12 protein-coding genes are annotated in these 21,471 nt (G+C 46.7%); 3 read left to right on the plus strand and 9 right to left on the minus strand.

Annotated features, from left to right (window positions below; all coding sequences use genetic code 11):
* Positions 1 to 2: 2 nt before the first annotated feature.
* Positions 3 to 764 (minus strand): proteasome-type protease, encoded by a 762-nt coding sequence (locus ACXAGC_RS11185; RefSeq protein ID WP_474844454.1) that lies wholly within the window; start codon positions 762 to 764, stop codon positions 3 to 5.
* A 177-nt stretch (positions 765 to 941) separates the two neighbouring features.
* Between ACXAGC_RS11185 and ACXAGC_RS11190 the strand changes: the two genes are divergently transcribed.
* The 3 genes from ACXAGC_RS11190 to ylqF all read left to right on the plus strand — a co-directional run bounded on the left by ACXAGC_RS11190 (position 942) and on the right by ylqF (position 4,501).
* Positions 942 to 2,396 carry a circularly permuted type 2 ATP-grasp protein gene (locus ACXAGC_RS11190; RefSeq protein WP_119501705.1) on the plus strand — a complete coding sequence of 485 codons (1,455 nt, stop codon included), beginning with the start codon at positions 942 to 944 and terminating at the stop codon, positions 2,394 to 2,396.
* Between the two features lies 1 nt (position 2,397).
* On the plus strand, positions 2,398 to 3,318 hold the full coding sequence (locus tag ACXAGC_RS11195; protein ID WP_474844455.1) for an alpha-E domain-containing protein: 921 nt from the start codon (positions 2,398 to 2,400) through the stop codon (positions 3,316 to 3,318).
* Positions 3,319 to 3,502: 184 nt separating this feature from the next.
* Positions 3,503 to 4,501, plus strand: coding sequence for a ribosome biogenesis GTPase YlqF (ylqF, locus tag ACXAGC_RS11200; RefSeq protein WP_303574093.1), 999 nt, complete (start codon positions 3,503 to 3,505; stop codon positions 4,499 to 4,501).
* 744 nt (positions 4,502 to 5,245) lie between these two features.
* Here the strand turns inward: ylqF and ACXAGC_RS11205 are convergent.
* The 8 genes from ACXAGC_RS11205 to ACXAGC_RS11240 form a co-directional block, all read right to left on the minus strand.
* Positions 5,246 to 6,523, minus strand: a complete 1,278-nt coding sequence (locus ACXAGC_RS11205; protein ID WP_474844456.1) for a trypsin-like serine peptidase — start codon at positions 6,521 to 6,523, stop codon at positions 5,246 to 5,248.
* A gap of 9 nt (positions 6,524 to 6,532) precedes the next feature.
* Positions 6,533 to 7,183, minus strand: coding sequence for a hypothetical protein (locus tag ACXAGC_RS11210; RefSeq protein WP_474844457.1), 651 nt, complete (start codon positions 7,181 to 7,183; stop codon positions 6,533 to 6,535).
* A 331-nt stretch (positions 7,184 to 7,514) separates the two neighbouring features.
* Positions 7,515 to 9,041, minus strand: a complete 1,527-nt coding sequence (locus ACXAGC_RS11215) for a DUF2235 domain-containing protein (protein WP_474844458.1) — start codon at positions 9,039 to 9,041, stop codon at positions 7,515 to 7,517.
* A 337-nt stretch (positions 9,042 to 9,378) separates the two neighbouring features.
* Positions 9,379 to 10,086 carry a hypothetical protein gene (locus ACXAGC_RS11220; protein WP_474844459.1) on the minus strand — a complete coding sequence of 236 codons (708 nt, stop codon included), beginning with the start codon at positions 10,084 to 10,086 and terminating at the stop codon, positions 9,379 to 9,381.
* A gap of 292 nt (positions 10,087 to 10,378) precedes the next feature.
* Complete coding sequence (locus tag ACXAGC_RS11225; protein ID WP_474844460.1) at positions 10,379 to 13,447, minus strand: TonB-dependent receptor plug domain-containing protein; 3,069 nt, start codon at positions 13,445 to 13,447, stop codon at positions 10,379 to 10,381.
* Positions 13,448 to 13,631: 184 nt separating this feature from the next.
* The gene (locus ACXAGC_RS11230; protein WP_474844461.1) at positions 13,632 to 14,879 is read right to left on the minus strand and encodes a metal-dependent hydrolase family protein; all 1,248 of its coding nucleotides are present in this window, start codon (positions 14,877 to 14,879) and stop codon (positions 13,632 to 13,634) included.
* A 272-nt stretch (positions 14,880 to 15,151) separates the two neighbouring features.
* Positions 15,152 to 18,091: an amidohydrolase family protein gene (locus ACXAGC_RS11235; RefSeq protein WP_474844462.1), complete on the minus strand. Its 2,940-nt coding sequence runs from the start codon at positions 18,089 to 18,091 to the stop codon at positions 15,152 to 15,154.
* 42 nt (positions 18,092 to 18,133) lie between these two features.
* Positions 18,134 to 21,469, minus strand: coding sequence for a TonB-dependent receptor domain-containing protein (locus ACXAGC_RS11240; protein WP_474844463.1), 3,336 nt, complete (start codon positions 21,467 to 21,469; stop codon positions 18,134 to 18,136).
* Positions 21,470 to 21,471: the final 2 nt, after the last annotated feature.

Raw genomic sequence — 21,471 nt, forward strand, 5'->3', positions numbered from 1 at the left:
GATTACTTTTGCGCAGACCCTGTTTCCGCTTTCTTTTCCCATTCAAAACGGGGTAAGCGGTTGAACGTGCGCTTCAGCCCCTGAGTCCATTGCTTTTGCATGGATTTATACATGGGGCTGTTCAGGGTAAACGTTTGATGATACGGCGCTTCCACCTGATTTGCTGTCAGCATAGCCAGCTCCACCGGCGGCCCTACCGAAATATTACTGCGGATGGTGGAATCCAGCGATACGATGGCACAGCGGGCAGCATCCTCAAGCGACGTGGCACCGGATAAAATTCGGTCCAGAATGGGCTTGCCATACTTGTTCTCACCTATTTGCAGGTACGGCGTATCGTCTGACGCAGAAATGTAATTCCCCTGCGGGTAAATCAGAAAAATTTCGTGAGGCTGACCGGCGATTTGACCGCCAATGATAAAATTAGACTCATTACTGCTGCCTGATCTTTCCATGGCTTCGGCATGTTGCTTTTGCTCTGCCTGACTCAGCTTGCCAACGTAGTCTGCCAGTTCATGAAGATGTTTTCCGGCGCGAAGATTAAATTTCGATTCCGGATTTTCCAGATCACGCTTGATGGCATTCACCACCGCCTGAGACGTTGCCAGACTTCCGGACGTCAGTAACACAATAGAACGTTCGCCGGGCCAGCAAAAACGCCACATTTTGCTGTACGTCGCAATGTAGTCCACACCCGCATTGGTGCGGGAATCAGAAGCAAACACAAGTCCTTTGTTTACTTTTATAGCAAGACAATAAGTCACAATTCACCTTTCTAAAAAGTGATAAAACACAATATAGCATGGGGCTAAGCATGCATGCCCGGCGCAAGATACGCAATCAAAATCTTGTCACTAAATTGACATATTAGCGATTGATTTTTGGTCAGAAACACGATTAGATGAGTATAAATAAAACACAAAAAAATGAAGGATCAGGCCATGGCAATCAGATGGGGAAATTATGCTACCGGCCCGTTTTATGACGAGCTGATTCAAGGCCGTAATAAGCCAAGAGAGGCAGCAAAATCATTGTGCTCTTATTTAAGAGACTTATCCGACAAAGATATCGAGGAATATAAGGTGGCCGCCAGCACGGCAATCCACGTGATGGGGATCACCTTTACCGTTTATACCGAGGAAGAAGGCTCCATCGACCGGGCCTGGCCATTCGATATTATTCCCCGCATTATCGATAAAAAAGAATGGTCACAAATTGAGCTTGGCCTGAAGCAGCGGGTAAAAGCGCTGAATATGTTTATCGACGATTTGTATAACGAGCAGAAAATTCTTGATGCCGGTATCGTTCCCGAAGACATTCTTACCCAGTCAAAGAACTTCCTTCCGGAATGCCTTGGCGTTAAACCTAAACACGGCGTGTGGGCACATATTTGCGGCTCAGATTTAGTCCGCGATCAGCACGGCACCGTTTACGTGCTGGAAGATAACCTGCGGGTCCCTTCCGGCGTCTCTTATATGCTGGAAAACCGTCATGTTATGAAACGGGTTTTTCCTGACATGTTTGAAAAGTACAACATCCTGCCGGTAGACGATTATCCGTCAGAACTTTACGACATGCTGTGCCAGCTTTCTCCCCGAAAGACGAAGCAACCGGAAATCGTTGTACTCACCCCCGGTATCTATAATTCTGCGTATTTTGAGCACGCCTATCTGGCCCAGCAAATGGGTGCAGAACTGGTGGTGGGCAGCGATCTTGTAGTGGGCGATGACGATATCGTTTATATGCGCACAGTAGAAGGGCTGGCCAGGGTAGATGTCATTTACCGCCGTATCGACGATGCGTTTCTCGACCCTGAAGTATTCCGTGAAGACTCCATGCTTGGTGTGCCGGGGCTGATGCGCGCCTGGAAGGCTGGCAATGTGGGGCTGGCGAATGCGCCCGGCGCCGGTGTGGCAGACGACAAAGTGGTTTATGCTTTTGTGCCTGACATCATCCGCTTTTATCTGGATGAAGAACCCCTGCTGCCAAACGTGCCTACTTACAAATGCATTAACAAAGATGAGCGTGACTACGTCATCGAACATATTGATGAGATGGTGGTTAAGCCCGCAAACGAATCCGGCGGTTATGGCATGTTAATCGGGCCCCATGCAACCAAAGCGGAACGGGAAAAGTTTGTCAGGCTCATTCGCCGCGACCCCCGCAATTATGTTGCACAACCTATGCTGTTGCTGTCTACAGCGCCCACTTTAATCGATAATAAAGCCGAAGCAAGGCACCTTGATTTGCGTCCGTTTATTTTATCCGGCAGTGATATTTCTGTTACCACAGGCGGTTTGACCCGGGTAGCAATGCGAAAAGGCTCTACTGTGGTGAACTCCTCCCAGGGCGGAGGAAGTAAAGATACCTGGATTGTTGACATGGAGGACGAATAAGATGCTGTCACGTGTTGCCAATCATCTTTACTGGATGGCCCGTTATCTTGAACGGGCTGAGAATACTGCGCGCCTGATTCAGGTAAATACTCACCTGTTACTGGATTTACCCCGTAGTGTCACCCTGGGCTGGGAGCCGATTGTGGATATGCTTTCCATCCGCGAGAGTTTCTATGCAAACTATGAAACGGCTGATGAAAAAAGTGTTATCCGTTTTATGGTAACCGACACCAGTAATCCCGGGTCTATCATTAATTCGCTGGCAGAAGCACGGGAAAATGCCCGCATTGTACGGGAAATCATCCCGTCTGAAGCCTGGGAAGAAATCAATAACGTGCATTTGCAGGCGAAGGCTGACAGCCAGAGCGTGCTGACCCGTCGTCACCGTTTCACCTGTTTAAACAAAATAATAAAAGGTAACCAGGCAATCACCGGTCTTGTCGGCGGCACCATGAACCGCGATCAGGCTTATGCCTTCCTGCGACTTGGCAGGCATCTTGAACGTTGTGATATGACCACACGGATCATCGATGTACGGTCAGCGTCATTGCTCCCTGATGTGTCAGAAGAACATTCTGCGTTTGAAAACATTCAGTGGATGGGTGTACTGAAGTCTTTATCGGCCTATCAGGTATACCGGCAGGAAATGCGCTTACGGGTTCAGCGGGCTGATATCCTGGAATTCCTGTTAAAGCGGAAGTCCTTTCCCCGTAGCATTAACCATTCTCTGGGCCAGGTGGAAAAATGTCTGTCGGAACTACCTGAACCGCAGGACATCAGCAGCAAGGTAAAAGAAATATCCGCCATGCTCATGGAGCTTGAAACCAGAGATCTGAAACAGGAAGCGCTGCATCAACTGATAGACGATATACAGGCTGCACTTATTGTCATTCATGACTCGGTAAAGAAAGCGTATTTCTGATCCGCACCGCTTTGTGCATTCATTGTTCGTGGTACAGACCACAGGGACTTACCGCGAGCAATCATTTATCTGACCATTCACGGGCTGTTCCCGTCCCGCCCCTTCTGATGCCCTGCGAATAACGCCGCATTTCGTACAGAAATGAAGTAAACTACGGCCAAATCCGGCTGAATGAAAGAATATCGTGGCGTTACACTGGTTCCCGGGGCACATGCACAAGGCCCTGAAAGAAATAAAAGAAACCTTATCTCAGGTTGATGTGCTGATTGAAGTACTGGATGCCCGCATCCCCTACTCCAGCGAAAATCCCGAAATCGCTAAAATTCGTGGCGATAAGCCCTGCCTGAAAATCCTCAATAAGTTCGATCTGGCCGATCCTGAACTGACGGCGGAATGGCAGGCTTACCTTGAAAGTGAACGGGGCGTGCGCACCATCACCACCAACACGGGAGAGCCGGGAAACACTAAGCACATTTTGAGTATGCTGAAAGACATGTTTCCTCAGAAAGCCGGCCCCGGTAAAGCCATTCACGCCATGATCACCGGTATCCCTAATGTGGGTAAATCGACGCTGATAAATATTCTGGCTGACAGAGTGATTGCTAAAACCGGTAATGAACCGGCGGTAACCAAAACCCAGCAACGGATCAATCTGGGCAGCGGCATTATTCTGTTCGATACCCCGGGAGTACTGTGGCCTAAGCAGGAAAACCCGAATTCCATTTACCGGCTGGCTGCATCCGGCGCAGTTAAGAACACCGCAATGGAGTTTGATGACGTGGGCTTTTATGCCGCCGACTATCTGATCAAAGCTTATCCGGACGTACTGAAAGACCGCTTTAAGCTGGATGAAATAGCGGATACAGAGATTGAATTTCTCGAAGATGCCGCCCGCAAGCGTGGTGCAATCATGACAGGTGGCCGTGTGAACCTGCATAAGATCTGCGAGATACTCCTCACCGAATTACAAGCGGGAAAACTGGGCCGGATCACACTCGAAACGCCCGCTATGCTGGAAAAAGAGAAGATAGAAATCGCAGAAGCCGAAGCGAAAAAAGCGGCGAAGAAAGCAGCCCGGAAACAACGCTTCAAAGATGGCTCAGCGACCCCTGATAAGCACGACAGAAAAGAAAAGCGTAACGAAAAACGCGCTGCACAAAGCAAGCGGATGCGTAAGTCTTAATTGTACTAGCTCATACCTGATCTGACAGTTACCCAGTTTTTCTGGTGCCAGCGTCAGATTAGATTTGAGCTAAATTCTTCTCAGCTGTTAATGTAAACCTCCCCTAAAATAGCGGCATCCCGACTTAGTGGTGTTTCCCGCAATACGATTTACCGCCATCGTAAACTGATAAAACAAGGCGGAATCGAATCGTTAAAACGTCAGGAAACGCCGGATTTTCATCACAAAAATCGCACAGACAAAGCCATTGAAGAAATCGTCATCGAATTCTCCCTAGCTAACCCACACATGGGACAATCCAAGGTATCACGGCTACTCAAATCCGAAAGAAACGTCGACATACACGCTAACGGCGTTCGCAATATCTGGCTGAGGGAAAACATGAATACCACTGCGTTACGGCTGGCAAAGCTTGCTGAAGCGAGGCAACATTGATAGTGTGATTACGTCAAAATCGCTCGGTACTTATACCGCCAGTATCCCTTGGTAATCACACTAATTCACTAGACCACTACAGGGCGAATGTACTCTGCTTGTAACATCTTTAGATTTGTCACCATTATCTTCTCCAAAAGTTGCTATGTAGTCGCATAAAATTTATATTTGTTGTTCAATTACGCAATTCGCGTTACGCAAACTACGTAATGCAAAAAATCCTACTGGAAATACGCTTTTAGCAACTCTTATTTTGGTTTAAAATTATAAGGTAACGAAAGAACTGGGGCTTACAAAATCATAGTTAAATTAATACTCTAAAGACCAATCCTCTGTAAAAGTATCTGAATCACATTGTTTAAAACTCTCTTCAATCATTTTTGGGGTAGTTTCTTGTCTAAACTTTTGACAACTTGCGGAATCATTATGCCCATTCATTTCACAAAACTGAGGAGTCCCTAAGGCCCTCAAGAGCGCAAAACCTTGATAGCAGCTTCCAACCCTTGCTGCAGATGCATTCGATAACTGGCTGCACGCAAAACTTAAAAATAGTTTCTCATCTGAATCTATCGGTGGATGGATGTTATCTAATCTATCAATTGTTTTAACTATACCTACTTTAAAAAACTCTATTCTATGCAACTTAACTTCATAGGCTAGTTTAGCTTGAATATCTTGAATTTCAGATACTGTAACATTTAAAGTGGAGTCTAATTTCGAACATACTTCCGGCATAGAAGGCTTAATAGCTCTTGCGGCTAAGTAAATCCAGCTTTCCCAACATTTATATTCACTAGCTAAACATGGACTTCCATTTCTATCTTTAGGCTCTACATGCGCATTAAACAAAATTGATACTAGAAGAGGTTCACGTCGAAGTGCTAACAATCTTGAATTTTCAATTGAGGCTTTTTTCAACTGAATAATACTCCATGGTATAGCCCAGGAAAAATGCTGCCGACCATAATCCAGTCCTCCGTTAACAATACCAATGATACTTTCATTTACTATAACAGGTGCACCTGAGTCCCCCGGCATTACCGGACCCTGTAAGAAAATAAATTCAGAATCAACTACAGGACTTCCTCGAGCACTCCACGTTGATAATTGACTGATACCTGTATCACTAATCTTTATAGTCTCTGGAGTTCGAATTTCTACTTTTCTTTCTACTAACTTTTTAAAGTTACCAGGATACCCATGCACAATAACTTCAGCATCTTTATCTCTAGCCTCTAGTGAAGTAAAACTCTTGAAACTCGTTATTTCTGGTGCCCATGAATTTTTTGGTATTAAAAAGGCGATATCATTTTCGATATCTACTTCGTCAATATATAATTCGTGTGCTTCATTTTCGTAAATAGCCTTTATTTTCGGGTAAGCAATGACTCCATGAAGAGCGGTTATCACCCCAGTACGGGCAGATCCGTTCCGCTCTATGCTTATAATCACCCCTGTTTGTTTTGCGACCTTGCCTTGCAAGCCATAATTAACAATTCTGACTATAGCATCTTCGTATATAAAATCATCAGCATAAGACAAAAAAGCAAAGGATGATAGAATTATTATAATTATAATTTTAGACATTCCAGTACCTCAAGACATGCAAATTAATTTCACAAGTTCCATTTTCATATCATCTGAAATCGGAAGCTCACCTATTTTTTGAAATAACTCATTACTCTCAATCATGTCCCTACTTAAATTTTTTGAAGAGATTAGTTCATCGCAAGAATTTCTAGAGTTTGAAAAAAGAGCTCCTCTACTAAAATTTTCACCCATATCTTTCGATTGACTACGATCGCTTATAATATCATCATTTCCACTAGTGCAATTTTTAGAATACAATCCAAACAAGTGCTTTGATATCTCCTCTTTTGAGATATTTGTTAATCTATTCCAAACGTCTACTTCTGCCTCTAAAATCTCGTAGTTTGTCGATAATCCACACATAGTATTTAAAACATCAGATTTACTTTCGAATCCTAGCAAGTCGTGGGTCCTTGTATACACTCCCCCTGTAGCTCCTATAGAAATACCTATGACAATAAGTGATATAATTTTAACACCAAATAGTACTTGAGAATTATCCTCTTCCCCTATGTACTTTAAGTTCCCAACACCAATTATAGCTGTTACAAGTATTCCTAATAAACTTGCAATAACTGGAGAAGCAGATAGTCCAACTAACCATCCTAATGCACAACCAGCGAGAAGCAGTGTATATAGAGTAGACTTTTTATTCATAAATTTTCATTTTAACTTTTAGATAAGAGCCTTTAAAAAACTTCACATCTAATTAAGCCTTAAAGACTAATTTTTTATGATTCTAGCAATTAAGACTGAGGGGGCGTATTTTTAGCTTTCTGAAATGAACAGCAAGAAAATGTAATAGCATATATCGTTTTACTATGATTTGAAATTCACCATAACTAAAACCTAAAATTTCGCTTTACTCATTGCACTCATATAATAATTCATTCGCTGCATGACGGTCGTACCTTCTTTGTATCTAGAGATCAGCTTTAAATTCATAAAAATCGAAAAACAAGGTGCCACACAGTTAAAAATAATAATATCATTCGATTCGGTTGATACTTAGCTTTATACTTCCGTGATTATTGTCATACAATGCCCAAACATCATTGGCAAAAGCATAAAAGTATCCGGGGGAATCAATTTCTATCGCTGTACTGACTGAATTATGATTTGGAAGCGCATAGTATTGATGGGGGCAAGGACTACCGTCATTATCGACAGCCTCTCCATTTCCAGAATCGTTTGAAATACAACCCACAGCAATAAACCATCTCATTCGTTCTACTCGCTTAGTCCCCCAAAAATCCGTAGAGCGGTTGTCAGTTAGCTGTTTAAATTTTCGTTCTGTGTATCCCCACAAAGATGAAACTGTCCGGATAATATCTCCAGCTGTAAGATTTCCATCTTCAGTCCCTTTCCAGTCACATATGTCTTTACTATCCTGCCATTCGCCTTCAGCAGAAAAATAGTACTTTTCTCCTTTCTCCATATATATATAAGATGGGTTCCAAGTCATTTTTGCAAAAACGTCAAATTCGAAAGACTCACCCACATCAAGCCTTTTACAGGGCCAGTATGAAGGGTGTGTTATGGGTGATACTGAAGACCGTGTATGGACACTTTCGTGAAAGTTGCCTGGATAGCTATTCATGCACTCTACATTTCGTGGACGAGAGCGAAATTTGGCAAATACTCCCTTGTAGGAATTATGGAGCACTCCAAGCGGGTTCGGGGCTAATTGTTCAAAAACGTTCTCGCGAATCTTAAGCCCTTTATTTATTGACTCTTTGAGCATCCATTCTAGAGCGATGTCAGAAAGGTCATTATTGGCGTATCCCCCGCCTACATCGGAATGCGCACCAGAAAACCACTTCTCAATAACATCAGGGTGACTCGTAGCATTCTTCCATCTTGTCACACTAAAGCTGCTGCGCTTCTCGTCCATAGCCATTGCGTGTCTAGCGTGCTTGATATGAGAGCCTATAGAAGTGTCATGAAAGCGCCACTTTGCTGGATTATCCAGAAGATTAAAGAATTCCATGTCATTCGGAATACCCAGCGCACCTACAGTATCCCAGACACCAATAAAGTGTATGCCCTGCGGAGCGCGGTTATTTAGAAATTTACCGGGGGGAGTATCAGGGCTTTTAGACCTGTAGGTTTCAAAGAGAGAGTGGGTCTGTTCCCATTTAGTTTTATTATCCACACCTTTAAAATCTAAAAGGCCAAGTCCGAGTAATCCACTCAGGCTTCTGGCTGTAAAGGCCCCGCGGCTGAACCCAAAAAGAAATATTTTATCCCCATGTTCGTAATTATTAGCAATCCAGAAATATGCACTGCAAATATGCCTTTTGATGCTTTTTCCTAGAGCACCATCAACCACACTGTTAAATATGCCAGTTTCTTCACCTCCCAGACCAGGGTGATAAAAGGCTTTCTGCTTGTCGGCATAATCTGTTTTAAGGGAATGGTAAAGTTTTACGACATTCGTAGGCGCTGGAATGCCGTTATCTTCTTGTGATGGGTTGTTCCAAGTACCATCACAACAAACAACTAGGTTAGCCATACTTACATCCATGTAATTACTTGGTTACTGTTTGTTTTTTGTACTCCAGTTGATTCTTAATATCAAGGAATATCTTGTTTTATATTTTTTTTAAACTAACTAATATTTTGACCTACTATCACCACAGGTAGACCATTCAGGTGCATGAATGAAAGTCTAAAGTAGTAACTACACTTTGACAGACATAATTACATAATATTGAATTAGTCGAAAACGCCGCAATAAATCATTTATTACAAATAACTAATTCACTTAATTGAATTGCTGGGGCCTGACAATTTGGATATCGCAGAATCTATTCACTTCCTGCGGTTTCCCTGATGCCCGCTTAAATTAATCAGCTCACCGAATCAATGAAATTTCCCAGCCGGTTGGCTCCAGTCTGAAGCTGGTTAGCCGCTCTGCCGGTTTGCTGTTCAAGCGCCTGTGAAGCTTCCTGTAAGTCTTGCGAAACCTGCTCATTGTCGCGGATGTTCTGCAACTGACGCAGCACGGCCACCTCAGCCCGGAGCAACTGAATCGTTTCGTTAATATCTTCCTGTGATGCCGGCTCATCCGCCTGCGAACTCTCAATATCAGCTTGCTCTGATGCATCCTGCTGCCGGGTCTGCGACTGTTGCTGCAGCTGTAAACGTTGCTCTCTGAGTTGAACCTGTTCTTCCTGCAATGAGGCCAGGCGTTCTTCCTGGAGTAATGCTTCCTGCCGTCTTTCTTCACGACGTGCTTCTATTTCACGCAACAACGCTTCCCTGTCCTCTTCCCGCCGGAGCTGGCGTTCTTCAATCACTGCCGTACGCTCCTCGCGCCTGTATGCTTCACGCTGACGCTCTTCCTGCAGCGCTTCCTGACGATACTCCTGTTCCAGTCGCTCTTCGCGGCGTATTTCCTGCTGACGTTCATCCGCCTCGCGCTCACTGTCGCGGACCTCTTCAGCCCGCTCAGCCGGAGAGACAACTGATGACGTCTCACTCACGCCCCGCTCTTCAGCCCGTCTTCTGGCTTCGAGCTCTTCGAGTGCTGTAGCTGGTAACTGATTGATCGTCATAATAACCTCCGCTGACTGAACATAAAGTACGCTGCTTACGCAGTGCATACTTAACAGATGCACGGTAAATGCCAAACCTGGAAATAGCGGACTGCCCTATCTGGGCAAGTCATTAAAGCTAGTAGTTACAATGTGTTAAAAAACATTTAAGAAAAGTATCAGGTATTAAGACGACGACTGCATTAATGATGGATAGTGGAAATTGTGTAACTTTTACGCGACAGGAACAAACCGGGGAATGAATCCCCCGGTTGAGGGTTTTCAGGTTATAACACCTTATAAGGCAGCGTTATCAAAACTGCTTTTCGATACTGGCATAGAAATAACGTTTGTAAGGCAGATACAGGTTAGCCAGATAATTGCCCGATGAGTTTAACGGCGGATTTTTATCAAACAGGTTTTTCACACCGGCTTCCACGATAAATCCGCCAAAGGTCGATTCATCCAGCTCGTACTGGAACGACGTATTCCACAACGTTGTTGATGGTACAACGAAATCATCACCGTTGGCGTAACGGCCATCTACCACACTGTCGGTGTAAATAGCTGAAATACGGTATGCAAAATCTTCGTAATTCCAGCTAAAACGTGTGGTTGCCCGCCACTCAGGCTTCATGCCGTCCTGACCCACTTCATCAGAGGATGTAATTGAGATGAAAGAGTCCAGCAAACCCGCTTCCTGTGCTGCTTTGGCTGTTTGCATTTGCGGTGTCAGTTCCTGCTGGAAGCTGCGCAGCTGCGAAGCACTGAAGTTCAGGTTAAACCGGCCAAAGTCTGTCGCCACACTTCGCCAGTCAAACGTAAAGTCCATCCCTTTAGCTTTCAATGAGTTCAGGTTGGAGTAGTTGGTATTCATGTAAAGTACTTCGCCGACAGGATCCAACCCTGTACCTTCGAAGCGGGCCACATCGTCCAGCGTCGGGTCAGCACGGATAATCCGCGGATCAGAGGAGCCTTCAACGGTACGTAAGTAAAGATCGTAAATCAAAACATCCTGAGAGTGGGCGACACCGATTTGGTCATCCAGTTGAATTTCCCAGAAATCCAGTGTGACACGGAAGTTACCCCAGTCTTCCGGCAGGAACTGCGGAATTAACTGAAAACCAAATGACTGGTTTGTTGATGTTTCCGGTTTCAGTTCGCTGTTACCTGCCATATGCCAGGTCACCGCATAGCTGTCAGTACAGGCAGAATAATTCTCGATAGCGCCTTGTCTCAGCGCAGCTTCACAGTAAATGTAGTCAGTACGGGTGTTATATCTCGCCATTTCAGAAGCGTTCAGTACCTCCAGGTTCGGTGCTTTAAACCCTTCTGACCACGAACCCCGCAGAGTGAGGTTTTCATCGACGCCCCAGGCCAGCGCAATTTTAGGGGTAGAAATATCGCCTACGTCGCTATAGCTCTCGTAGCGTCCGGCTAACTGCATATCAAGGGTTTGCATAAGCGGAATACCAAAATCAGGCCCGACAATGGGAACCGCCAGTTCAACATAGGCCGATTTTACATTACGGCTTCCGTAAGAATCCGGCGTAGGGCTTGAGCCCCCAAGATTACTGTTGAAGGACTCGCCGGTATACCAGTTAACATAAGGGTCTGTGCCATCAACCAGAGGATCGCGGTCATCTTTCAATGATTCGTAACGCACTTCTATACCGGCGGCAAACCCGAGATCTCCTGCTGGTAAACTCATCAGTTCAGAGTTATTGATTTTAAAATCCCAGGATGCCAGTTGAGAGGTGCTCTCCCGTACAGAGATATCGATAAATGAGTTAATGACTTCTTCGCTGTTAAATCCGCTGTGGCCGTAGTTCACGTGGGAAGTGTTACCGCCGGAGAAAATGTTGTAGGCATCTGCTGTTGTGCCTGAAATGGCAGTCACCATATCATTTACATTGATCACTTCAGATTCATCCCGGGCTTTACCCTGCGAATAAAGAACGGCAGATTCCCACTCGAAGTTGCTGCCAAACCATCCTCTTAAACCGGAAAGCAGGCGGTACTGACGATTCTCCACATTAACTTCCATATTGCCGATGTCGGTGAACCGGTAAGCCAGAATGCGTAAATCGAGACCTTCTTCCGGCACGTTATCCAGGCCGGCAATACGGTTGGGATTCAGTGTGCCATCTTCCAGGTACGTTGCGCCAAGCGGGTTGTAATACGCGTTGGCAGGAATATAAACCACCTGAGAACTTGAAAACACAGACGGTCCGCTCATGTATTTACTTTCAGCAGCATAGATCCCGGCTTCGCCGAAGAATTCAAGATCAGGATTAATAAAGTAATTAAAGGTTGAGAACAGGTTCATCCGTGTGACCTGAGGTGTGACATAACTGTTTTCACGTGCACTGTCTGACCGGTAATCTGTGGGAACAGTGCCGGAGGCATAACAGGTTTCACTGGTGCTGCCTTCTGTCAGACAGTCAGAGGATGAGGCGAGTTCTGAGTGAAAATAACCAGAAGCTGTGGTGATCGCTTCGCCATTTTGATAAATCTGATAGGGAGCCAGATAATTACCCCACGGCGTGTAAGAACTGCGGCCGTCCAGCGCAGCAGTGCCGGCGAGATCGGTGCCCGGCAGGAAATCCCGCCGGTCAGAAGTTTCAGTAAACCACATATCGGAAGCTTTCTGTGCCGTTCTGTGAAAGGCATTAAACATCAACGAGAAATTACCTTTGCCGTCGTCGATATCTGTGCCGTAGTAACCGGTTAAATCCAGATCCGAACGATTAGAGCCCTGCGCCTGACCATATTTCAGTTTAACGGCCCCGCCCTGCAAATTATCTTTCGTAACAACGTTCACAACCCCTGCGATGGCGTCTGAACCATAAATCGCTGCGGCACCGTCGAGTAAGATTTCAATGCGATCCAGGCCATACATGGGGATGGCGTTGGAGTTAAATGTGGTTGTCGACACACTGCCGTCAACCGTAGCGGTTGTAGGGTGAATAACAGAACGACGTCCGTTGACCAGCAGCAAGGTATTTGACGCCCCCAACCCTTTCAGGTTCATCGAGCCCATGTCGCCACGAGCGGCGTTACTGCTTCCCGGAATAAAAGACTCGTTCCAGGTGATATCCCCCATTTGAGGCATACTTCTTATCAGTTCGTTACCGTCAACAGAGCCAAGTGCTTCGATGGCTTCCTGCCCGATAACCGCAACCGGTAATGCTGCTTCCGTTCTTTCACTGCCGATTTTGGAACCTACAACAGCTATTTTTTCCATCCGCTGCTCTTCAGCAATTTTTTCCTGCCCGTCGCCGGCCGGTGTTTCCTGAGCATAAGCCTGTACGCTCATCGCTGAAATTATCGCTGTTGACAGTGCCAGCTTTCTGAAACCTCTGAGTTCCTGTATCTGCATGATTAGTTCCCGTTGAATGATTTTATTGTCTTATCTGTGTGTGATATTGCGGGATTCACACTTCACTCATTAAGACGAACCACTTTGAATTAACGGAACCAACTTCTTTTAAAAAACACTAAAACTCACGAAATGTCGCCATTTGTTACGAAAAAGTTTAAATTTAACATTTAAGCGGCAACACTTAGTCGTCCAGAACGTTCTTAAATATTTCACCATCTTTCATAATGAACTTAAGATTCTGGCTGTAATTCACAACAACCTGCTCATCAATTAACGGGTTGCCACTGTAAATCAGAATATCTGCGTAAGCTCCGGGCTCAATGACACCCAGCTTTCCTTCTGTGTAGGGATTTAATTTACCGGACATGGCAAACAGGCGGGCATTCTCTGACGTGGCCTGTTTTAGCACTTCCAGTGGCGTAAACCATTTCACCCTTGACGTAAACTCATTCAGCGCCCTTTTCTCATTTCCTAAAGATCCGAAAACATCAGTGCCATAAGCCAGATTGACCTTATATTTCTTTGCCAGCATCATTTCTCTGTTTATGCCCTCTCTGACCATGAGCGATTTCTTTTCCCGGTCAGATAATTTTTTGCTTAAATCCGGAGCAGGCCTTAAACCCCAGTGGCTTTGCGGCACCAGCCAGGCATCTTTCTCTTTGACCAGTTTCATCGCTTCTTCTGAAATAAGCTGACCGTGATCGATACTTTTCACTCCGGCTTCCAGTGCACGGATGATGCTTTTTTCGGTATACGCATGCACAGCCACGTACGTGTCCCAGTCTTTTGCTGCTTCCACTGCTGCTTTTATTTCTTCCGGCGCAAATTGCACCGAATGAATAGGATCGTAATCAGAAGCGATACCTCCGCCAGCCATCACTTTAAGCTGGGTCGCACCTTTTCTCAGGTTTTCTCTCGCTGCTTTGCGAACCTCCGCCTTACCATCCACCAGATAAAACCAGTCCTGCTGGTCCATTGGCATCACAGGACCACCGGCGATGACACGGTTAGGTTCATTGTAATTGCGGAAATCGCCATGGCCGGATGTTTGCGATATAAACGCCCCGGAAGGATAAATACGCGGACCGGGAATAAGCCCTTCATCAATAGCCTGCTTTACTCCAAAAGAGGGACCGCCGAGATCTCTGACAGTGGTGAAGCCCAGCATAAGAAAATGTTTAGCCGTAAGTGCAGATTTGATCCCCACGTACATCCAGTTCTCGTCGTTGCGCATCCCGGTAATTGACGGCGAGGTCTGGGCAAAATGGGTATGCGCATCAGACAAGCCGGGGATCAGCGTCTGGCCTTTGCCATCGATAATTACCGCATCCTGTGGTGTGTCGATTGCTTTTTCAACGGCAGTGATAAGATTACCGGTAATCAGCACACTGTAGCCTTGCTTAAGGGAATCACTGGTGCCGTCCCACACATTAACATTCCTGATGAGGGTCAGTTTTTCAGCACGAGCCGTGACAGGAGCAAGGACGGCTAAACACAGGCAAATTGAGTATATAAGCGTTTTGAAAGGGTTAAATTTTGGAGAGGCCGGGCGGTGTGAAGCAATGAAGGTTTGCATCTTTGTAGTCCGTAAAAGTGATGTCTCCTGCTATAACGGAAAACCTCACTTCTGCGGAACCTTAAAACATATCAAATCAGGAAAGAAAACTGGTGATGCCGGACGGCATCACCGGTTAAACACGGCTATTCTCCGTGATAAGTCATATCCAGCAACTGTTCTTGCGTATATACGCGGCCATTGGTGATAACCGTGTTCACCTTTGATGCATTGTAAACATCTGCCAGCGGATCAGCGTCGAGCAGAATGATATCAGCCAAACTGCCCGCCTTTATCCTGCCGGCATTGAGACCCAGTACATCAGCCGGTACCGAGGTTGCAGATTTCAGTGCTTCATAAGGAGTGAAACCCGCTTCATTCACATAAAAACCCAGCTCGCCGTGCAGATTCATCGCCAGTACCAGATCTGTACCCGCTGTGATGGTTGCGCCCCGGTCATAGAGTGTTTTTAGAGTTTTCGCCTGCTCTTTCAGGCTGGCAAGGTAGCTGGCAGGAAACGTCATCGGGTTTTCTACACCTTTTTGCGTCCACAAAGGATAAAGCGACAGCCTTTTATCCTTTTTCAGTTCAGGATGCTGTGCAATCAGCATATTTAATGAACCGAACATGGTGGGTGTGACTACCTTGTTCATCAGTTGCAATGCATCGTCATAAGCCCTGCCGCCTATTTGCTTGGGACTGTACCCGCGGCGGCTTGTCGCACCGAGATGTTCAAGGCGGTCAACGCCACTTTTCGCAGCAGGATAGATCTCATGGGTGGTCACTCCCACGCCCATCTCATCATGGGCAAAATCCGTTACCCGTTTTTGCTGGGCATCGGGTAGTCTGACGTAACTTTTAAGCAGATCGTACTTTAATGCTTTAGCCCGCTGCAGTTCTTTTTCCAGATGCGCCGGCCCGGCAATCGCAACACCCATTTTGTAGTAAACCCGTTGCCATTCCATCAAGTGGCCGGTGGTATAAATTCTCGGGCCTACTCTCACACCGGCTTCACTGGCCTCACGATCTTCCACACCATGATAAGGCTGGTTGCCCGGGTCCCTGAGCGTTGTAATCCCATAAGCCAGCCAACCTCTGTGCGCCCCCTGTCCGAAGTCTTTCTGCGGATGCACATGGCTTTCAATCAAACCGGGCATGGCATATTTGCCTGTTCCGTCAATAATTTCATAGCCGGATGTGGATTTACTGTTGCGGGGGACAATATCTGTGATCGTATTGCCGCTGATAAAGATGTCCCTGTCTTTTTGCAAAGTATCCGTTTCGCCGTCAAACACATAAGAGACTTGTATAACTTTCTTGTTTGCCGGCTTTGCCAGCACGTATGTCATGTCGAAGGGTATCGTCTCAATGTTACCGGTGAAAAGATTCACCATATTTAACTTATCATCTGACTGGTAGAGGATAGTTGCTGAGTCACCCGACCAGGTGGGATTGTGCGCAATTTCCGATGTATAACTTCTTGGCGGGCCCAGAGGTTCGCCTTTATCGTCAACAGGCCACACATTCAGTTCACCACCGTAGATACCCGCCATTTTTGTTCCGTCCGGCGACCATACTGGCCCGCCTCCCCCTCTGGTATCCACTGACAAATTCTCCACCGGCGTACTCCAGTATGGCTTTTCACCGTTTACCGGAAATATATAGGCCTGGTTAGTCCCTTCACGGAAGCTTGCAGAAAACTGGTCAGGCAGAGCGACCATGATCCGGCTGCTGTCAGCAGACCATGACGGTTTTCCCGGTTGTTTAAGCGTCTGGCTCATCTGAAAAGCGGATTTTGCGTCGAGATCGTACATGCCAAGACTGGCTTCGCCCCACATTTTATCTACGCTCAGATAGGCAATTTTACTCCCGTCCGGTGACCATGCCGGCCCGAGGGGTTGAGTATCCAGTTCAGTAAGCTGCTCAGATTTATTAGTAGCAATGTCATGTACCCACAACTGCATTTTATCGCCACCGCGATCCGAAGAATAAACCAGTGACTTGCCGTCAGGAGACCAGGCAGGATCCGCTTCCATATAGTGGTCTTGGGTAAGGTTTACGGGCTTTTCACCAATCTTCATGAGATACAGGTCTCCCACAGCGATGAAAGCGACGTATTTACCGTCCGGAGATAAAGACGGCCGCATGATCCCTAAAACAGGGCGCGGCTTGTCTGATGTAAAATCTCTTTCTGCTTTGGCATATTCCGGTGTGAAAATGGTCAGTTTTGCAGTAAACGGAATGTCAGAAGCAGCACCGTCAGCGGCCAGTGTTTTTATCTTACCGCCGGCAACGTAAGTTACCTCACCGGAAGCCGAAAGACTGGCTTTGAACTCAAATACTTCTTCACCGGATGCAATTACCCTGCTTCCTCTTTTCATCACGGTTTGATTGTCGCCACTTGCAGCGGCATAAACCAGCTCGCCCCTATCCCAGAGCATAGGAGTGAGCGCATGTTCCGCTTCCTGTTCGATGGTTTCATTGCCTTTGGCATCTATGGTGACCAGTAAATGGCGTCCTTCCCGCATTGTTGTGTAAGTCAGCGCATCGCTGGTCGATTTCCACACTGGCATCCGGTTCTCGTACTTATCGTCAGTCAGTTGGGTGATGACACCGGAAGCAAGCTCCAGCTTGTATATGTCGTAACTGTTAAAGCTGTTTTTGCGGTCTGAAGCAAAAGCCACAAACTTCCCGTCAGACGACACAGCGGGCTCCCTGTCATCATAAGGCCCCCAAGTCAGGGCGGTCATATTTTCGCCGCTTCTGTCTACCGACCAGAGATCATAACCGCCATCTTTAAAAGAGAAAAATACAATGGTCTGATTGTCAGGCATCCACACCGGTTGCCTCGCATCCTGATATTCACCGGTAATACGCGTAGCATCACCGCCGCTAACCGGTAAAGTCCATAAACTGCCCTGTAAATCCATCACGATAGTTTGCCCGTCAGGAGACACACTGGCAGCCATGGCGGTGCCTTCCGTCACGGTGATACTCTCAGATTGTCCGCTTGTTGCAGCAGCCGGCAGAGTCAGTCCCGCTGACACTAACAGGCAGCAAAGCAACGCGCCTTTCGCGATATTCATGTGTTCATCCTGTGAAAAATAGTAAAAGAAAAAAGTAGCGCATCAAAAACGTACCTCTGCGCTGGCGTAAAAGTAACGTGAAAAAGGTAAGTAGAGGTTTGCAAGATAATCACCGGACGCATTAAGAGGCGGGGATTGACGGAACATATTCCGTACCCCTAATTCTGCATCAACAGCACCTGCAGGACTGTCATCAAAGGTATATTTGACGGACGCGTTCCATGTCGTCATCGAAGGCACTTTAAAATCAGAGCCGTCGGCGTATCTCCCGTCATTAAGATGGTGGATATATTGCGCTGATAATCTGCATATCAGTTTCCGGAATTGCCATGTAAATCTGGCAAGGCCTTTCCATTCAGGTTTTTTACCGTTCACTCCTGTTTCATTGCCATTGCCAATTACAACAAACCCGTCGATAAGTCCGTTATCCTGTGCGGCCTTCACTTCTTCCATTTCTGCCGTCAGTGCCTGCTGATAACTGATCAGCTTCGATGCGGCCAGATGAAAAGAAAAGTCGCCCCACTCCAATGATTTGTATGCGCCGTCCATCGCGAAATCGGCGCCTTTTACTGACAGTGAGTTTTGGTTTTGATAATCGGTCTGGATAAAGAGGATCTGTCCTGCCGCCTGCAAACCGGTATTAATAAAAAGGCTTTGTTGTTCGCTATTCGCATCGTTTCGCACAATGCGGCTATCCTGCGACTGCATGGTAGTGCGCAGATACAAATCACGTGAAATGACGTCTTCCACGGGCGCCACGCCAACCCTGTCGGTAATGTCGATTTGCCAGATATCTGCTGAAAACGACATGTTCCCCTTGTGACTGTTCATACCCGGTATCCTGTAAACCAGGCCCGATGTGCGGTTTACCGAACGCTCCGGCTTCAGGTTTTCATTTCCCGCAATATGCCAGGTCACTGCATAAGTGGCTGAACAACCGGCGTAGCTCTCAATATATTGTTGACGCTCAGCCGCCTCACAGAAAATATAGTCGGTATGATTGTTGTACCTGGCCATTTCACTGGCATTGAGCACCTCCAGATTAGGCGCTTTGAACCCCTGAGACCACGAACCACGGATAAGTAAAGAATCATTTACCTGCCACACTGCCGCCACTTTCGGCGTAGCGATACTCCCTACATCACTGTAACGTTCATATCTGCCGGCAATTTGCAGATCCAGAGCGTTTACGAAGGGCAAATCAAATTCAGGGGAAACAAGCGGCATAGCCAGTTCACCATAGACTGACATCACCTGCCGGCTGCCTGCCGAATCCGGTGTAGGACTGGTTCCTGCCAGATCACTGAAGTACTCATACCCGGTATACCAGTCGGTATAAGTTTGCGTTCCGTCCACCAGCGGATCTCTGTCGTCTTTCAGGGATTCATAACGAAACTCAGCACCGGTAGCGAAACCCAGCTCCCCCGCAGGGAGTTTTATCAAATCAGGTGATGTTATTTTCACGTCCCATGACGCAATTTCAGACACGCTGTTGCGGTGTGCTTTTACAGCAAAATCAGAGCTGTTCGCCTGAGCATTCAAACCGCCGGAAAAAGGATTATATGCATCGCTGCTGCGCCCGGAAATGGCTTCCGAAAATGCCGACACACTGTAGCCGTCTGACGTATCGGCAGCATGGCCTTTTGAATAGAGGAGCGCAGACTCCCATGACAGACCGGCGGATGTCAGTCCTTTTAATCCGGCGAGAAACCGCGATTGTGTATTATGTACGTCAACAGTGCGCAAACCACCACCGGTAAACCGGTATTGCCTGATTTCAACAAGTACACCATCATCAGGCACATTATCCAGCCCGCTTATCCGGTTTGGGTTAATGGTGCCGTCAGCGAGAGTCAATGCGCCGAGGGGGTTGTAATAGGCATCAGCGGGCACATAAACCGGCGTATTCACTGAAAAAAAACCGTGACTGGTCACGTAATCCGATGCCGCTTTGTATAAGGCAATTTCGCCGAAGATTTCCGTGTCAGGCAGCCATTGCCAGTTGAATGTGGAAAAAAGATTAACCCGTTCTACACCGGGGGTAATGTAAGTACCTGCAGCGGCAAAGTCATACAAATAGTCACCTGCTGCACTACCGGACGCATAGCATGTGCCGCTGTAACCTTCTGCGATACAGTTATTACTGTTTTCGGCCTCTGTATGAAAGTAGCCGGCGGCACTGGTGAATGGCTGACCGTTAGCGCTAACTTGCGTTGGCGCGACAAAATTTCCCCAAGGGGTATAAACACTGCGACCATCCAGAGAAGCGGCATTTTCCAAATCGGTGTTAGCAAAAAAGTTGCGGTGGTCTGATGTTGCGGTGTACCACTGATCGGCGGCATATTGGGGAGTTCTTTTGACTACATTGAACATCAAAGACACATTTCCCCTTCCATTGTCAAAATCCGTTCCGGCAAAACCGGTAAGCTCTGAGTCTGTCCGGCCTGTGCCCTCTGCTTTGCCATAACGGATCTTTAATCCCGCACCTTCAATATTTTTTCGGGTAACAATATTTACCACGCCGGCAATGGCATCTGAACCGTAAATCGCCGAAGCACCGTCAAGAAGGATCTCTACTCTGTCCGAACCGTAAAGTGGAATGGCATTGGTATTAAATGTAGTAGTGGAAATACTGTCGTCCACGGTTGAGGTAGTGGGATGAATGACGGAACGCCTGCCGTTAATCAGCAATAACGTGTTGGACGCGCCAAGATTTTTCAGATTCAGCGAAGCGGTATCTCCCCTCGCTGCGTTACTGCTTCCCGGGATCCATGACTCATTCCAGGTTATATCGCCCATCTGCGGGATCGCTCTGACCAGTTCGTTGCCGTCAGTCACTCCGGTGGCATCAAACGCATCTGTACCGTAAACAGCAACAGGCAAAGCGGACTTCAAACGATGGCTGGCAATGGCGGTACCGACAACAGAAATCCTTTCAAACTGTACCTCACCGTTTTCGTCTTCGCCGGCAATACCCGTCGTTTTTGAATCATGCTCATTTTTTGCTGACGCCCGTCGCTGAGAACGGTTAATAGCGGACGTCAGAGATGACTTTCCCTCAGAAGAAGCCTTTTTGATGACAATGGTTTCTTCTCCAATTTTTTCGAATGTGAGTGCATTTTCACCCAGTAAATGTTCAATAGCGCCTGCACTTTCATACATCCCTGACACTGACCGGCTTTTGATATTTTTGATGAGACTGGCATTCACCGCGACCTGTAATCCGGACTGCTCAGAAAATTCGATCAATGCAGCGTTCATAGGTTGCGACGGAATATCAAAGGCAATCCGCCTGTCTGCGGCATCGACGCTGTGACAGATCAGACCGGCTGACAACACTGGCAGTAAACCTGTCAGCCGGAATTTTCTTTTCCTCATCA

The sequence above is a fragment of the Alteromonas sp. AWJ4_197 genome (assembly GCF_056160285.1).

Coding starts and splice junctions, on each gene's coding strand:
- ACXAGC_RS11240 (WP_474844463.1), bottom strand. CDS start 21,469: ATGAGGAAAAGAAAATTCCGGCTGACAGGTTTACTGCCAGTGTTGTCA.
- ACXAGC_RS11190 (WP_119501705.1), top strand. CDS start 942: ATGGCAATCAGATGGGGAAATTATGCTACCGGCCCGTTTTATGACGAG.
- ACXAGC_RS11235 (WP_474844462.1), bottom strand. CDS start 18,091: ATGAATATCGCGAAAGGCGCGTTGCTTTGCTGCCTGTTAGTGTCAGCG.
- ACXAGC_RS11225 (WP_474844460.1), bottom strand. CDS start 13,447: ATGCAGATACAGGAACTCAGAGGTTTCAGAAAGCTGGCACTGTCAACA.
- ACXAGC_RS11220 (WP_474844459.1), bottom strand. CDS start 10,086: ATGACGATCAATCAGTTACCAGCTACAGCACTCGAAGAGCTCGAAGCC.
- ACXAGC_RS11195 (WP_474844455.1), top strand. CDS start 2,398: ATGCTGTCACGTGTTGCCAATCATCTTTACTGGATGGCCCGTTATCTT.
- ACXAGC_RS11205 (WP_474844456.1), bottom strand. CDS start 6,523: ATGTCTAAAATTATAATTATAATAATTCTATCATCCTTTGCTTTTTTG.
- ACXAGC_RS11210 (WP_474844457.1), bottom strand. CDS start 7,183: ATGAATAAAAAGTCTACTCTATATACACTGCTTCTCGCTGGTTGTGCA.
- ACXAGC_RS11215 (WP_474844458.1), bottom strand. CDS start 9,041: ATGGCTAACCTAGTTGTTTGTTGTGATGGTACTTGGAACAACCCATCA.